This is a genomic window from Peribacillus alkalitolerans (genome assembly GCF_010882125.1).
Lineage (GTDB): Bacteria > Bacillota > Bacilli > Bacillales > DSM-1321 > Bacillus_BN > Bacillus_BN alkalitolerans.
In genome coordinates this window covers 23,133-36,998 of record NZ_JAAGVZ010000019.1, presented here as the reverse complement: position 1 = coordinate 36,998, position 13,866 = coordinate 23,133, and the positions used below count along the sequence as shown (strand labels likewise).

At 35.2% G+C, this 13,866-nt stretch carries 11 protein-coding genes and 2 pseudogenes; 5 read left to right on the top strand and 8 right to left on the bottom strand.

The features are described from left to right. Window positions 1-117 precede the first annotated feature (117 nt). The 4 genes from G3O09_RS17885 to G3O09_RS17870 form a co-directional block, all read right to left on the bottom strand. Complete coding sequence (locus G3O09_RS17885; RefSeq protein ID WP_163102815.1) at window positions 118-1,632, bottom strand: CoA-acylating methylmalonate-semialdehyde dehydrogenase; 1,515 nt, start codon at window positions 1,630-1,632, stop codon at window positions 118-120. Window positions 1,633-1,786: 154 nt separating this feature from the next. After that, complete coding sequence (locus tag G3O09_RS17880; protein ID WP_163102814.1) at window positions 1,787-3,139, bottom strand: aspartate aminotransferase family protein; 1,353 nt, start codon at window positions 3,137-3,139, stop codon at window positions 1,787-1,789. Window positions 3,140-3,489: 350 nt separating this feature from the next. Then, the gene (locus tag G3O09_RS17875) at window positions 3,490-4,050 is read right to left on the bottom strand and encodes a hypothetical protein (RefSeq protein ID WP_163102813.1); all 561 of its coding nucleotides are present in this window, start codon (window positions 4,048-4,050) and stop codon (window positions 3,490-3,492) included. A 188-nt stretch (window positions 4,051-4,238) separates the two neighbouring features. Next, window positions 4,239-5,822 (bottom strand): PucR family transcriptional regulator, encoded by a 1,584-nt coding sequence (locus tag G3O09_RS17870; RefSeq protein WP_163102812.1) that lies wholly within the window; start codon window positions 5,820-5,822, stop codon window positions 4,239-4,241. A 167-nt stretch (window positions 5,823-5,989) separates the two neighbouring features. Between G3O09_RS17870 and G3O09_RS17865 the strand changes: the two genes are divergently transcribed. The 4 genes from G3O09_RS17865 to G3O09_RS17850 are packed head-to-tail and all read left to right on the top strand — an operon-like array spanning window position 5,990 to window position 10,540. Beyond that, window positions 5,990-7,606 carry an amidohydrolase gene (locus G3O09_RS17865; protein ID WP_163102811.1) on the top strand — a complete coding sequence of 539 codons (1,617 nt, stop codon included), beginning with the start codon at window positions 5,990-5,992 and terminating at the stop codon, window positions 7,604-7,606. Between the two features lie 5 nt (window positions 7,607-7,611). Then, window positions 7,612-7,815, top strand: coding sequence for a DUF3311 domain-containing protein (locus tag G3O09_RS17860; protein ID WP_163102810.1), 204 nt, complete (start codon window positions 7,612-7,614; stop codon window positions 7,813-7,815). After that, window positions 7,812-9,293: a sodium:solute symporter family protein gene (locus tag G3O09_RS17855; RefSeq protein WP_163102809.1), complete on the top strand. Its 1,482-nt coding sequence runs from the start codon at window positions 7,812-7,814 to the stop codon at window positions 9,291-9,293. The genes G3O09_RS17860 and G3O09_RS17855 overlap by 4 nt, the downstream gene beginning before the upstream one ends. A gap of 20 nt (window positions 9,294-9,313) precedes the next feature. Further along, window positions 9,314-10,540 carry a Zn-dependent hydrolase gene (locus tag G3O09_RS17850; RefSeq protein WP_163102808.1) on the top strand — a complete coding sequence of 409 codons (1,227 nt, stop codon included), beginning with the start codon at window positions 9,314-9,316 and terminating at the stop codon, window positions 10,538-10,540. A gap of 110 nt (window positions 10,541-10,650) precedes the next feature. On the opposite strand, the pseudogene G3O09_RS17845 reads toward G3O09_RS17850, so the two are convergent. Beyond that, window positions 10,651-10,728, bottom strand: a pseudogene (locus tag G3O09_RS17845). Window positions 10,729-10,853: 125 nt separating this feature from the next. Continuing rightward, window positions 10,854-12,098: a sensor histidine kinase gene (locus tag G3O09_RS17840; protein ID WP_163102824.1), complete on the bottom strand. Its 1,245-nt coding sequence runs from the start codon at window positions 12,096-12,098 to the stop codon at window positions 10,854-10,856. A 186-nt stretch (window positions 12,099-12,284) separates the two neighbouring features. Between G3O09_RS17840 and G3O09_RS17835 the strand changes: the two genes are divergently transcribed. Further along, entirely contained in the window at window positions 12,285-13,100 is an 816-nt protein-coding gene (locus G3O09_RS17835) for an STAS domain-containing protein (RefSeq protein WP_163102807.1), read from the top strand. A gap of 189 nt (window positions 13,101-13,289) precedes the next feature. Here the strand turns inward: G3O09_RS17835 and G3O09_RS17830 are convergent, their stop codons facing one another. Beyond that, window positions 13,290-13,499, bottom strand: coding sequence for a hypothetical protein (locus tag G3O09_RS17830; protein ID WP_163102806.1), 210 nt, complete (start codon window positions 13,497-13,499; stop codon window positions 13,290-13,292). A 193-nt stretch (window positions 13,500-13,692) separates the two neighbouring features. After that, a pseudogene (locus G3O09_RS22570) lies at window positions 13,693-13,851 on the bottom strand (alpha/beta fold hydrolase); the annotation flags it as partial. Between the last annotated feature and the right edge of the window lie 15 nt (window positions 13,852-13,866).

Below are 13,866 nucleotides of genomic sequence, written 5' to 3'. Positions count from 1 at the left end.
TTGTATTTTCTAATATGGTTTATTAACATATATCCTTAATCACACGTTAAAAAAATTCATAAAAAATACCTTGCTGATATAATCAACAAGGCTGTTTAACATATAGAAATTTTAGTATTATTTATTACTTGGAAATGCAAATGATAGACCGCTATTTTCACTCGGTGATAACCAACGTTCTGAAACCATTTTTGACTTCGTATAGAACCGTGCTTGATCTGGACCAAACATTTGCCCGTCTCCAAATCTTGAGCCCTTAAAGCCTGCAAAATTATGAAAACCTACTGGAATTGGAATTGGTACATTTACACCGACCATTCCTACGTCAATTTCAGTCGTGAACTTCCTAGCTGCCAACCCATCATTTGTGAAGATTGTTACACCATTTCCTAATTCATGTTGATTGATTAATTTAATTGCGTCTTCTAACGTATCTACACGTACTACATTACGAACGGGGCCGAAAACTTCTTCTTCATATATTTCCATGCCTGGTCTTACATGGTCTAGTAAGGTTGGTGCCAGGAAGAATCCTTTGTTATTTTTTGTAATGTCTTTATTACGGCCATCACAAACGATTGTTGCACCCTCTTCTTCACTGCGATCAATCGATTTTAAAATGCTCTCTTTTGCTTGTGGAGATATAACTGGGCCATAATCAGCACCGTCTGTATAAGCACCTACTTTTAAGCTATCAATCTTTTCTTTTAAAATTTCTACTAAACGATCAGCTGTTTCTTGTCCTACAGGCATTAAAGTAGAAATTGCCATACATCGTTGTGAGGCGGCTCCATATCCTGCACTGATGAAAGCATTCGCTACTTGTTCTAGATCGGCATCTGGCATAACTACCATATTATTTTTACCTCCGCCTAATGCTACAACACGTTTGCCATATTTAGCGCTTGTTTCATAAATATATTGTGCAACAGGTGTAGATCCGACAAACGAAATGGCATGTACAGCAGGATTTTCAAGTAATTCATTTACTGCCTCTTTATCTCCATTGATTACTGTCCAAATCCCATCTGGGAGACCTGCTTCTTTCCATAATTTACTAATATATAAAGCAGTCATTGGTACGCGCTCAGAAGCTTTTAAAATAACAGCATTTCCAACTGCTACTGCCATGCATGTTTGTGCTAATGGCACCATTATTGGAAAGTTGAATGGAGAGATTGCTGCCACTACACCAAGTGGATATTTAGCGGAATAAGCATTAATTTGTCCACCTACATTTACTGAATATTCTCCTTTCATTAAATGAGGTGCATTAATAGCTAAGTCCACTGATTCTAATCCACGTGTAATTTCACCCAGTGCGTCTTCTTCTGTTTTTCCGCTTTCCGTACAGATTAATTCAATTACTTTATCTTTATTTTTCTTTAATAGATTTCTGAATTCCAGTACAATTTCTGCACGTTTAGCAACTGAGATATCACGCCATGCTGGAAAGGCGGCTTCTGCTTGTTTAATTGCATCTTTCACTTCCTCTGCGTTAGCCAATGGTACTTTGGCGATTACTTCGCCTGTTGCCGGATTGAACACTTCTGAGAAACGGCCACTATTTCCAGGGATCAATTTTCCATCTATAAAATGTGTAAGTTCTTTTACGTCAGTAATGTTTGTCATCTTCTTGTTCTCCTTTCGATTATCAAGCTGTCTTTTCCAAATTTACAATAGGAAGCCTATGGTTTTACTCTGGTTACATTATTTCAACATCCTAGTTATAACTAATGTTTCTATTCAAACATTTGGTTGAATGCATCGTAAAAACATGTCTTATTTATAATGATTCAATTGCTTGCACCAAGCCTGAAAGAATGAAATCTTTTTCCTCCAATGTAATATTTAATGGCGGGGAAAGTGTTAATACATTGTTATAGCCTGCTACGGTTACACCGTTTTTCCCAATGATTAGTCGTTGTTCTTTGCACTTGGCAATCACTTGATTGACCTTCTCTACATGTAAAGGATCTTTTGTATATCGGTCTTCTACTAGCTCGATCCCGATAAGCAATCCTTTTCCGCGAATATCCCCTACGTGAGGGTGGTGTGAAATTTTATCTATTAATTCGGCAACTAAAATCTCACCCATTTTTGTAGATTGTTCAAATAAATTTTCACGTTCCATAATTTCTAGGTTTTTTAATGCAACTGCGCATGCTGCGGGAGAGCCTCCAAATGTATTTACATGGCGGAAAAAGTCATAGTTGCCGTTTTTAGTGAACTCTTCATAAATCTCTCTCTTTACTGCTGTTGCAGAAAGTGGCATATAAGCACTCGTAAGTCCTTTAGCCATCGTAATAATGTCAGGCTGCACTCCATAATGTTGATGTCCGAAAGCTTTTCCTGTACGTCCGAAGCCACAAATTACTTCATCTACAATTAATAATGCGCCATGCTTCTCGCAAACTTCTTTTACACCTTTTAAGTAATCATCAGGAGGCATAATTACCCCTCCACCTGTAATGATCGGCTCCAAAATCATCGCCGCAATGGTTTCTGAGTGTTCCCATGTCATGATTTCGTCTACTGCTTTAACAGAAGGTAAATCGCTGGCACTCTTATATCCATCTTCATTGTATCTATACTGATCCGGCGCTTTAACATGAATGAACCCTGGTGCTAATGGTTCGTATTTGTATTTCCGTTCAGCTTGCCCTGTTGCTGCAAGCGCTCCCATAGAGTTACCGTGATAAGCGCGGTAACGCGAAACAAATTTATAACGGTTCCCTTGCCCATTTTGCTGGTGATACTGCCGAGCAATTTTAAATGCTGTTTCATTTGCCTCCGAGCCGCTATTTGAGAAAAATACAACATAATCTCCGCCTAATAAATCGCTGATTTTTTCGGCAAGTAAAATCGCTGAAGGATGACTAATAGTTAAAGGTGTATAGTTGTTCTCCAAAAGCTGATCATATGCTGCTTTTGCAATTTCTTCTCTTCCATAACCAACATTTACACACCATAATCCAGACATTGCATCTAAATAACGATTACCCTCAATATCTGTCAGCCAAGCTCCTTCCGCTTTTTGAATAATAGTAGTAGCTTGCGGGTTATAAGGCTTCATTGAATGCCAAAGATATTTCTCATCTTTCGTGACTAAACTTTCACCTATATGGACATTTCCCATTTGAGTCACTCCTTTAGAAATTTGTTTCTCTTGGCTTTATTGTGAAGTTTTTTAACACTATAATCATCAGACACAATGTAAAATGTTTACTAAATCCTGTTTCACAAATTGACAACTTTTTTAGGTTAAAATTCATTATGGATTTTTTATAAAAGAAAAAAAGACTGCCTTATATTTGCAGTCTACAACGGATTCTTAATCTACTAACGCCACTATCGTTTGAGTTAAAAATTCCAAAATCCCTTTTTTCTATTTTATATTATTAGCTATGTTAAACAATATTGTTGTTATTTCAATCATAAAAAAAAAGAACCAAATTAGGTCCTTTTTGTGTTTGCTTGTTAAATTGTTCAATTGCTTGTTTTTAATATATCCGACAAGCCATTGTCATTCATGTGTTGAAATCCCTCGATTTTTCCTTTTTCTTTTGAAGAGAAGATGACTTCACCTTCTACATTTGTAGTTTTTTCTTCATCCCCATTTTTCTGATAACCGACCTCTGCTATGAAGGTATAACGAGTTGAATTATTCTCGCTTTTATTAATCGTAATATTCTTGAGACTTAATTTATATCCATTATCGTAAGCAGTAGTTGGATATTGAGAACCCATTGTAGATAGGAAGGAATTGAGATAAGAATCTGTAATGTATGGTCCGTATAGTTCTTCTATATATTTATCTAACTCTGGGTTCACTTCTTTATTATTCACAACAGTCCTATATTTAGGATCCCACAATAGCTCAATAAACTTCTCATCTGGACCAGTAAAAAGGTGCTCAAGAACTTTTTTTATTGCTGTCTTATGCTGATCTTCCTCTTCTTTTTGAGAGCAAGCAGCTATTAAGAATCCTGACATTATCAACAATAAACACAATAAAAAGGATTTTACTTTGTTATTATTTCTTGACATAACACCACTCCCTTTTTATATGTAATACGTTTGAAATACTTTAAAGTTTCAACGAATAGGCATTTAACGTACTGGAGAGCTGCTGCATGAAACTCCTATCTGTAGCTAATGGATCAAAATTAAGCAATGTTCTAATGTTCCTGCTCACAAGTTACTCCTATGAATGGAAGAGTGTTGGTATCTGTCTTTTAAGAAAGATTCTCTGAATCTGTAAACTGGAAATTATATTGAGTAGCGAGCAACATTAATTCAACAGCAAGACGCTTAGGGGGAAGCATATAATCACTTCCTATTAAATTTTCAATTTTGGACAAACGATGATATAACGTTTGACGGACAATAAATAGCTTTTCAGCCGTCTCCTTTTTTAGACAATTACATTGCAGATAAACTTGTAATGTTGCAATCAAATTTCCATTATTTTTAGCATCGTGTTCATAGAGGGGCTTTAAATAGTTTTTGGCTAAATCCATAATTGCTTTATTTTTTTGCATTTGAAGAACTAATTGATGTAAATAGAGATCTTCGTAAAAATAAGAAAGTTGTAGAGCGTTATTTCGGATTAATAATGTATCCTGTGCAGTTTCGTAACTTTGATGTATTAATTTATAGTCATTAATAATCTGCCCAACAGCAGTTGTGACATTTAGATTTATATAGTTATTATTTTTTCTAAAGTTCCTGATTTTCTCTATGCAGTCTATAATACGGTGTTTTATATCATATCCATAGATATCTGCAATAACATATATCAGCCTTTGTTTTTCTTCAAATAAAAATAAAACAAATCCTTTATTTTCAAAAATATTTCGGGAGTATAATTTATAATAATTTAAATCATATTGTTTTTTTGAATTCTTTATGTGATCGATTAATACAAAATAAGAGCAATTTAATAAATTATGAAAACTCTGTTCCTGTAGGAAGGAAGTAATCACAGAATCTTCAACTGTTCCATCTAACCAAGATTCTAATAATAAGCGGGAGTGAATATTTTGTTTTTCTTCTATATATAGACTACGTAACAAATATTGTGACAAGGCAGTAACCGTTCTGTCTAATACTAATAATTCAAACTCATTTATTGTACGGTTCTCTGTGAAAATACATACTTCCCCATAACTTTCCTCTAAAATGTTTACTTCACATTTTGCAAAATGCTTTGTACTCCCCTTTATTTCGTATTGTTCCTTTAAGTGCTTATATATGTGGGGTTTTTCATTTGGTATAAACATAGGTTGCTGACCATTAATTATGTATGCAACGTTAATGTTTAAATATTTATTAAGCCTCATTAAAATATGTTCATAGTGAGTTATTTTCAATGTTAATTTATTGATTTCTTGTGAATAATTTTCCAACCGTTTGATCATTTCATACTGTTGATTAATTAACATACTATGTATTTCTTGTGTTATTTCAATAAATGGAACTATTACTTTGAACACAAGAATTGGGAAATTATGCAGATTGGCCAGCTCGATCACATTATTAGGTACATATTGAATATGTTCACCAAATTCAATACATAATGCGGCAGCTTCTTTTTTTATCAATTGTTCTACGAATTCAAAAAGTGTCTTCTCTTGAATTAGTTGAATTCCTGTAGTTAATATTAATTCGTTTCCTTTAATGAAAGTACCTATCTCTTTCGATTCTAGTATATGAACCCACTTAATCGTATTCAAAACCCCGTCATGACCTGCTAGAATTTCTGCTTTTTGGAAATGGTTTTTATCAAATAAATCTTGAACCGTCAGAGAATAAGACATATTTTACCTCCCCTAGAAAAAAGGTTTAACAATACTTTATACAGAAAAATATAACATAATGTAAAACGGCAAAGGGAACTTCTTTACATAATGTTCATATCGAGCTGTTAAATAGCTATGTTATATTTTTTGTATATTCTTAATTTTTAGACAAGGAGGTTGAGCTAATGAGTCAGACAGCTTTATTAAATGGCGAAGTGATTACAGTGAATAGTAAAAACGAAGTCTTTGAAGCATGTTTGATAGAAGAGAATAAGATTGCAGCAGTTGGAACGACAGAAGAAATAAAAAAACATATTACAGCCTCAACAAAAGTCATTGATTTGCACGGAAGATCGGTTTTACCAGGTCTTATTGATGCTCATATGCATCTTTTTTTATACGGCAATTCATTAATGCACCTCAACTGTAAAAATCCAGCGATTAACTCGATTGAAGAGCTATTAGAAAAATTAGCTGCAATTGTTCAAAAGACTAAAAATGGACAAATTATACGCGTATTTGGTTTCAATGAGTTAATGGTAAAGGAACAACGTTATCCCACCATACAGGAACTCGATAAACTTACACAAGAGCACCCGATAGTCATTACCCGTACTTGCGGTCATATCGGTGTTGTAAATTCATTAGCCTTAAAGTTAGCCAAAATGGATGCAGAAACTCCTGATCCACAAGGCGGAACTATTGAAAAAGACAGCAACGGTAAATTGACTGGACGCCTTATCGAGAATGCCTTTTTACTATTCAATCAGTATGTGACTTATAGTGATGAAGAATTATATAATGCGCTGACAAAAGCGCAGGAACAATTATTTGCAAACGGAATTACAAGTGTCCACGATGCAGGAGGATTTGATGAAAATAGTTTTAGGATCATGCAAATTGCTTCAAATAAGAAGCAATTGAAAGTCCGGACTTATGCAATGATTGGCAGTCTGAATGATTGCGAGAACTTCACTAGAAACATGATAAAGGCTGGGGTAATGACACATACCGGCAATGACTATTTCAAAATTGGACCTGCTAAATTATTCACGGATGGAAGCAGTACTGGACCAACGATTGCCACTCGGGAACCTTATACAAGCGATAGCAATAATTACGGTTACTTACAGTATACAGAAGAAGAACTTTATTCCATCTTCTCCAAAGCCCATCGAAATGGCTATCAGATTACCGTGCATGCCCAAGGAGATAAAGCGATTGAGCAATATTTGAATGTCATTGAACGTTTATTAGATGAATATCCACGCGATGACCATCGTCATCGTGTAGAGCATTTAGGAGTATGTCCACCAGACTTGCAAGAAAAAGCCAAGGCGCTAAATGTCATACCAATACTGAATCCTTCATTCCCGTATGAATTCGGTGAAAGTTATATTCGCAACTATGGTGAGCGAATCCATTATATGTATGCAGCAAACGATTTACTGAGCAAAGGCATAATTACTGCAGCTGGTTCAGATGCGCCTATAACTACAATTAACCCTTTTGTGGGCATTTACACAGCTGTTACTCGTTTAACTCGACAAAATACCGCTTTTGGACAAGAACAAAAAGTATCTTTAATGGATGCACTTCGAATGTACACGTATAACGCGGCCTATGCAAGCTTTGATGAAGCTGCTAAAGGAAGCATTGAAGAAGGGAAATTGGCAGATTTGATCATTTTAAATACTTCCCTTTTAAACTGTCCAATAGAAGAGATAACCCAAGTAGAAGTGGATTTAACAATTCTAGATGGTGAAATAGTTTATGCAAAAGAATTAATGAATGGAGAGTGAAGTAAGTGAGAAAGTATGCAAAATTATTACTAATTATTCCTTTCATAGGACTGTGTGTCCTGCTACCATTAGCTAACCGAATTGAGCCCTATATTTTAGGAGTGCCATTCTTACTATTTTGGGTTGCATTATGGATGGTATTATCATCTGTCACTCTACTCATAGTTTATAAATTAGATCCTGAAAATGAAGGAAGTGAAGTGGTATGAACATTGCCTTAGTAATTATCTTTTTCACTGCTGCTATTGCTTTATACTTAGGGATTCGTGCAACTCGCGGAAAAGAAATGAACGTAAATGAGTTCGCGGTTGGGAATAAAGGATTCGGCACACTATTCGTATTCTTATTAATTGCAGGTGAGGTTTACACCACCTTTACTTTTTTAGGCGGCAGTGGATGGGCATATTCTAATGGTTCGGCAGCTTACTATGTTCCTGCCTATATTTGCTTGGCTTATGTTCTTTCCTATTGGACCGTCCCGAAAATTTGGCGTTTCGCAAAAAAGCATAACGTAATTTCCCAGCCTCAATACTTTATGAAAAATTATAACAGTAAGGCTTTAGGTGTCGTTGTAGCTTTCATTGGTTTAATCGCACTTGTACCATATATTGTAATCCAATTAAAAGGATTAGGGATTATCGTATCAGAAGCTTCTTATGGAGCAATTTCGCCATTAATTGCTTCCACGATTGGTGCAGCTATTGTAACGATTTATGTTACTATCTCAGGTATCCATGGATCCGCTTGGAATGCGGTATTAAAGGATATCATGATTTTATTTGTAATCGTATTCTTAGGTGTATATATCCCTTATCACTATTTTGGCGGCATCCAGCCTTTATTCGAAGCCGTTCAATCAGTTAAACCAGAAGCTTTAACATTCGCATCTGAAGGTTATAGTATGCCATGGTTTATATCTACAATCGTTTTAAATGCATTTGGTTTTTACCTTTTGCCTCAATCTTTTACTGTAGTATTAGCAGCTAAAAGTGAACGTGCATTAAAGAAAAATGCAATCACTTTGCCTCTGTATACGATATTAATTTTATTTGCCTTCTTTATTGGATTTGCAGCAATTATTCAAGTGCCGGGATTACAAGGGCCTGAAGGTGATCTTTCGCTGTTACGACTCACTATGAAAACCTTTGATCCTTGGTTTGTAGGAATAGTTGGCGGGGCTGGCCTACTGACTGCGTTGGTACCGGTATCCGTTATGGTTATGTCCGGAGCAGTAGGGTTAATGACAGGTTTTTATAAGTTAATTAAGCCAAACTCAAGCGACCGTCAGCAGCTGACAGTTTCTAAAATATTTGTTTTATTAATTATTTTAGTAGCATATGTTTTCACTATTACAGGTGGAAATGCACTGGCTATTTTAAACATCATGTCATATGGTTTAATTACACAATTAGTGCCAGCACTGATTTTCGGTTTCTTTAAAACAAAGCTAATGAATAAGTACGGTGCTATTGCTGGTATTTTAACAGGGGTTTCCATAGTATTATTTAACGCAATAACTTCATTTAAATTAGTAAATATTTTCCCAAATATTCCAAGTGCAATTAATGATATCAACATTGGTTTTATAGCAATTGGGATTAATATTTTCATCGGAGTGAGTGTAAGTTTAATAACAAACGCTTTGATTGAAAGAGAAAATTCTCAGGTAACAGAAGAAATTGCCTAATCATTAAGGGAGGTCTTCTTATGAAACAGTGTAATGCTAATCGGCTTCAAAAATTAATTGAGTTATTTAGTGAGTATGGCAAAACGGAAAACAACGGAGTAACTAGACTTTCATTATCTGCCGAGGATATAGCAGCACGGAAGAAATTCCAAGAGTTATGTGAAGAAATGGAATTGACAGTAAATTACGACGATATGGGGAATATGTATGCAACATTACCGGGGAAGCAAAACTTGCCGCCGATCGTAATAGGTTCTCATTTGGACTCCGTAATCAAAGGCGGGCGTTTCGATGGTGTGCTAGGTGTCCTAACTGCTTTAGAGGCTGTCAATACAATAAAAGACGAAAACATCGAGTTAGACTACCCTATTACGATAGTCAATTTTACTAATGAAGAAGGAGCTCGATTTGAGCCATCCCTTATGTCTTCTGGTGTGCTGTCCGGCAAATTTGATAAAACAAAAATGATGGCTTCAACTGATAAAAATGGAATTTCATTTGCTAAAGCATTAAATGAAAGCGGTTTCGAAGGTCCAGAAACAAATCGTTTACAAGAAGCGAGCGCTTATATTGAATTACATATTGAACAAGGGCCTGTACTGGAACGGAAAAAATTAGATATCGGGGTTGTAGTAGGTGTACTAGGAATGGTATGCTATGAAATCTCTGTGTATGGTGAATCCAATCATGCAGGTACGACACCAATTGGCATGCGCAAAGATCCAATGTTCACCGCCGCTAATATAATTGCAGATATGCAAAAGCAACTACAGAGAATGGATTCGGAACTCGTTTACACAATCGGCCGTATAAATGCTTATCCTAATATTCATACAGTCATTCCTTCACAGGTAACGTTTACTTTAGAGGCCCGACATCAGAATCCCGGGGTCATTGCAGAAGTTTCACGAATGGTGGAGGGTTTGCCAGGAATCTTAAGTGACTGTTCAATAAAGTCAACACGTTTATGGGATAGAGATACAGTTCACTTCGATGAAGAAGTAGTAAATGCTGTGGAATATTCATGCAAAGAATTAGGGTATAAAGAAAATCGGATGTTTAGCGGTGCTGGACATGATGCTCAATTCATCGCTTCTTATATCCCTTCAGCAATGATTTTCGTACCAAGTGTAAATGGGTACAGTCATCGTGAAGATGAATTAACTTCTTATGAAGACTGCGCTAAAGGGGCTAACGTTTTGCTTAACGCCGTATTAAAATTATGCCGTGAAAAAGTGAACAAATAAGTTTAATCAAATAATGCTCTATTCTCTAACCCTTGCGGTAGCAAGGGTTTTTCTTATGATCTACTTCGCTTTTTGTTTAAATGTACTGTTTAATTAACAAATTAAATTATTGGCCTTGAGGAGAATCGAACTCCTGAATCACACAGTAAGTATTTACCGGTTGCTCTACCAACTGAGCTTCCAAGGCCACAAAAAAGATTACTTCTATTACGTTTTGCCAAAATACTCTACAATATTCATCATTCTCTACCATTTATATAACTATGATTTTAGATATAATAAACACAAAATATTTCGATTTTTTTCTTGGAAATCATCCCATACCACGGGGAAATTCAACTAAAAATACTGTTCCTTTCCCAATCTCACTTTCCACATGAATAGTTCCATTCATTGCCCTGATAATTCCATAGGCTACCATCATACCAAGGCCAGTTCCTTTAGATCCTTTTGTGGTGTAATAAGGCTCACCCAACCTCTGCATTTGATCCTTGCTCATCCCATATCCTGTATCTTCGACTCTAATTGTATTGTGTGTATGGTGATATTCAGTTGTTATAAGAAGTTTTCCTCCATCCGGCATAGATTCTATAGCATTCTTAATGATATTTAAGAAACATTGGTGAAATTTTTGTCTATCTCCAGCAATAGTACCTATTATGGAGGAGTTAAGAGAAATCTCTATTGAATATTGATTTGCCATTGGTTGCAGGACACTAATTATTTTTTTTATTTCTGTTTTGATATTAATGTTTTCAAGACGCTCTAATGAAGGTTTAGAAAATGATAAATAGTCTTGAATGACACTTTCTGCTGATTCTAATTCTTCCTTAACTATTCTAAGATATTCGTTTTTTTTAGCTTTCCCATGGTGATCCTCCAACAATAGTTGAACAAATCCTAGTGCGGCTGTCAGTGGATTTCTGATTTCATGCGATATCGCTGCTCCCATTTGCTCAATGGCTTGTAATTTTTCTGCTCTTATTAACTGCTTATGCATACTTTGGTTCCTAATAACGAATTCAATGAAATATGAAATAAGCCATATACCTATTGGAGGTACGACTAAATAGGCAAAAACCGCATCAAACATTTCTCTAATCGATATAACAGGTATTAACATTGCTGCTGTCAAAATGCTAATTGTTACTGCAATAATAACCGAACTGTATATTCTTTTTTTTGGACTTTGTTTCAAAAATCTTGGATGAAAACGCCAAAAGAAAACGGCAAGGGTACCGTACAAAATAAAATTCAAATAAAATCCTATATCCAATCCATGCATCCCACGGATCAAAATAGTGAGCACAGCTAGAATGGGTCCAATTCCTAGATACAGACTACCAATTACAACCGGAACCATTCTTAAATCAAAGTGAAAATAAGGAGTAGGTTGATAAGATGATTGTAAGCAGATTAATAAAGTAGTAATAGAATATAAGATAAATAACCACTTAGCTGTTTGTAAATTCTTTTTTCTTTCATACCAAATTAAACCAAGGATTAATAGTACGAGTAACAAAGACAAAGTAAAGAAAAAGTGTTTTGTTATTATCATCATTTTCACCGTCCAATGAACACATAGGTAAATTGTACCAAATATTGACAATATCATCAATCTCATGATTTATATAACCTACAGAAATATAATGGCCCCTATTAAGCGCTATCTTTGACTATCTATGATGCAAATGATTATTATTACTACAAGAGTTAATTAGCTTAAGGAGGGTGGTGGACAAATATGACCTTAGGTTTGAATGTTGCAAATCACTTAATCGATAATGCTGAATCTCTAGCTGTAGAAATTGTTGAAGGTGTTCAGCAAAGTATGAAATTAGATATTCCTCAATGGGAAATAGAACAGGCAATAATAATGTATATTGAATTGATAAATTTCCTTGGTGATTCTCTTTTAATAGAGAAAGATGGAGTGCCACAAACACTCATTGAATGGAGTAAACGGAACGCAGCTAGACAGGTATCTTCACAAGGAAAAATTTCAGAGATCTTGGTTCGTTATCCACCAACCAGAGAGGTTTTCACAGACATAATTACGAATATTAGCATTGAGTTTGGGCTGTCATTACAAGAACATTCTTCCATTATTAAGAGGATAAACACTATATTGGACGTAAGCCTAAATGAAACTGCTTTTGCTTTTGAACGCTTATCCGACAAATATAAGGAAGAGACACAAAGACAACTAGCTGAACTTTCAGCACCTATTGTATTGGTTAAAGAAGGTATTGCAGTTCTCCCCTTGATTGGCATTATCGATTCATACAGAGCAAATTACATTATGGAAAAAGTCGTACCAAAAATTGCTGAACTGCAGATAAACTATGTGATTGCTGACTTCTCGGGTATTTTAAAAATTGATATAGAGATAGCACGTCATCTTTATCAAATTGGACAAATGTTTGATTTGTTAGGGGTACAAACCCTTACAACAGGTTTAAGACCGGAATTAGCACAAACCGTTGTAAATAGCGGAATTGATATGTCCGGAATTACTACTTTTACAAACGTTAAGAAAGCACTAGAGAGCATTAAATAACTAAACTAAAACAATCAATAGTGACGGGTTCCAACCCGTCCTTTTTTATTCACATCTCTTGTTTAACATCTTCTTGAAATCCATTACTTCGGAATGTCTAAGGCAATCCTTCATCAAATTCTCTTATAAAATAAAAATAGCGCCAACTTCTATTTTAATTGAAATCGGCACTTCGTTTATTCGATATATTTAGCGAGACTCTTTTGGTGGTTGGCACACTTCACATTTTCGTTGGTTATTATTTTTAAATTTCGTAAAAGTTTTTTCAAAATTGCTACCACATGCACATTTAAATAGTAACTTTTGAGAAAAACCGTGATATTCCGTCGTTAGCAACTTACTTTCCGAATTGTTCTCAACAAATTCTTTAATTTTACCGATTGTCCATCGTTTATTCAATCTCTTACACCTCCATATTTTATCGCTAGACGGAGGCTTTCTTGGCATCCGTTCAATTATGAGCAAAAGTCGTAATTACCTAAGTTTCTCATTATAACATGAGCTGGCACACATTCAAACAGATCGTTATTTTGAATGTATACTAGGTCATTTTAAACTGTAAAAGTTATAACCTCGGAAAAGCAACTCAAAATTTCGTTACTGCAGATTGCAACGTGAGTGAATTAACCCTTTCGGGATATTTAGAAGCAAAATAAATCCCTCTAGGACCGCTAGCAAAAATAGCAAGTAGATGAACTTTCTCAAGGTTTAAATGGTCTATTAATCTCAAATAATACTTACACGCTATTGCTTAGTGCAAAGAAAT

Coding starts and splice junctions, on each gene's coding strand:
- G3O09_RS17875 (WP_163102813.1), bottom strand. CDS start 4,050: ATGTCAAGAAATAATAACAAAGTAAAATCCTTTTTATTGTGTTTATTG.
- G3O09_RS17840 (WP_163102824.1), bottom strand. CDS start 12,098: ATGATAATAACAAAACACTTTTTCTTTACTTTGTCTTTGTTACTCGTA.
- G3O09_RS17855 (WP_163102809.1), top strand. CDS start 7,812: ATGAACATTGCCTTAGTAATTATCTTTTTCACTGCTGCTATTGCTTTA.
- G3O09_RS17870 (WP_163102812.1), bottom strand. CDS start 5,822: ATGTCTTATTCTCTGACGGTTCAAGATTTATTTGATAAAAACCATTTC.
- G3O09_RS17865 (WP_163102811.1), top strand. CDS start 5,990: ATGAGTCAGACAGCTTTATTAAATGGCGAAGTGATTACAGTGAATAGT.
- G3O09_RS17885 (WP_163102815.1), bottom strand. CDS start 1,632: ATGACAAACATTACTGACGTAAAAGAACTTACACATTTTATAGATGGA.
- G3O09_RS17880 (WP_163102814.1), bottom strand. CDS start 3,139: ATGGGAAATGTCCATATAGGTGAAAGTTTAGTCACGAAAGATGAGAAA.
- G3O09_RS17850 (WP_163102808.1), top strand. CDS start 9,314: ATGAAACAGTGTAATGCTAATCGGCTTCAAAAATTAATTGAGTTATTT.
- G3O09_RS17835 (WP_163102807.1), top strand. CDS start 12,285: ATGACCTTAGGTTTGAATGTTGCAAATCACTTAATCGATAATGCTGAA.